The organism is Falsiroseomonas sp. E2-1-a20 (assembly GCF_051433195.1).
GTDB lineage: Bacteria > Pseudomonadota > Alphaproteobacteria > Acetobacterales > Acetobacteraceae > Falsiroseomonas.
On record NZ_JBHMFT010000141.1, the window covers coordinates 1 to 1,539 of the forward strand.

General features: G+C 66.4%; 1 protein-coding gene. It reads left to right on the forward strand.

What is annotated here, in order from left to right; all coding sequences use genetic code 11:
* Nucleotides 1-98: 98 nt before the first annotated feature.
* Nucleotides 99-1,445 (forward strand): IS1380 family transposase, encoded by a 1,347-nt coding sequence (locus ACFHPP_RS30970; protein WP_437167072.1) that lies wholly within the window; start codon nucleotides 99-101, stop codon nucleotides 1,443-1,445.
* The last annotated feature ends 94 nt before the right edge of the window (nucleotides 1,446-1,539 follow it).

The following is a 1,539-nucleotide window of genomic DNA, read 5'->3' on the forward strand; positions in this document are numbered from 1 at the left end:
CCGCAAAAATGCATGAAGGTTGGCGGACACGAGCGCAAGCCGTTGATCTGATGTAGGATTTGGTTGTCGAGACCCATCCGCATCGATTTGGACGCCCCATGTCCGCCAGCGACGACGCTACTGCCATCCTGCCCGGCCTGTCACCGATTCGCGGGCGGGCGATCGAGGCCCGCTTCGATGGCGCCCTGATGTCCTCCAATGGCGGCCTGCTGGTCCTGCGCGAAGTGGAGCAGCGGCTTGGGATCGCCAAACGTCTTGCCGCCTGCATCCACGACCCGCGGGCGCCTGAGCGGATCCTGCACGGTCTCGACGAGATCATCCGTTTCCGGATGCTGATGATCGCGGCGGGCTACGAGGACGGCAACGACGCCGATAGCCTTCGCACCGACCCGCTGTTCAAGCTGGCGATGGATCGACTGCCCGAACACGGCGACCTGTGCTCACAATCCACCGTGTCGCGCGCCGAGAACCTGCCGGACCGGCACGCCTTGCTGCGCATGGGCCGCGCCATGGTCGACCACTATTGCCAGAGCTTCCGCCAAGTGCCGCGCCGCATTGTGCTCGACATCGACGACACCTTCGACGCCGTGCATGGCGGTCAGCAGTTGCGCCTGTTCAATGCCTATTACGACGAATACGGCTTGCAGCCGATTGTGGTCTTCGATGGCGAAGGCCGCATGATCACCGCCCTCCTCCGCCCCGCCTGCCGCCCGACCGGGCGACAGATCGTGTTCTGGCTGCGTCGCCTGATCGCAGCTCTGCGCGACAACTGGCCGCGCGTCGAAGTCCTGCTGCGCGGTGACAGCCACTATTGCACGCCGGAAGTGTTGCGCTTCTGCCGTGCTGAACGGCTCGACTACGTCCTCGGCGTCGCGCCGACCACCACGCTGCGCAGGCATGTCGCCTTGCTGGAGGCCAGCACGGTCGTGCGCGCCGCCAGGGCAGGCGGCGAGAAGCTGCGCCGTTTCAAGGAATTCCATGACGGCGCCGCAAGCTGGGATCGCGTCGAACGCATCATCGCCCGCGTCGAAGCCGGACCGCAGGGCGTCGATACCCGCTTCATCGTCACCAGCCTCGACGGGGTCCGCGGCCGCACCATCTACCAGGAGATCTACTGCGCCCGCGGCCAGGCCGAGAACCACATTAAGGCCTGGAAGACCCATCTCGCCGCCGACCGCACCTCATGCTGCCGCGCCACCGCCAACCAGATGCGCCTGTTCCTGCACATCGGCGCCTACTGGCTAATGTGGAGCCTGCGGGCTGCCATGCCGCGGCGTTCCATCTGGCGGGTGGCGCAGTTCGATACGCTACGGCTACGCCTGATCAAGCTGGCCGCCAGGGTCGAGGTGCTGAAGCGGAAGGTGCAGCTCCACCTCCCGCGCTCGACCCCAAACCAGCCGATCTTCGCCTACGCGCTGACCCGGCTGTCCCGCATGGTCATCTGACCCGTGGGGCATCCGCCCCGCATCGCCACGTCCGTTCAACCCCCAACGCCGCCGCCAATGCGCCCGCCCAACACCGAAGTCCGGTGCGCGAACC

What these genes read in the sequence shown, in the direction of transcription:
- ACFHPP_RS30970 (WP_437167072.1), top strand. Translation starts at nt 99, where the DNA reads ATGTCCGCCAGCGACGACGCTACTGCCATCCTGCCCGGCCTGTCACCG.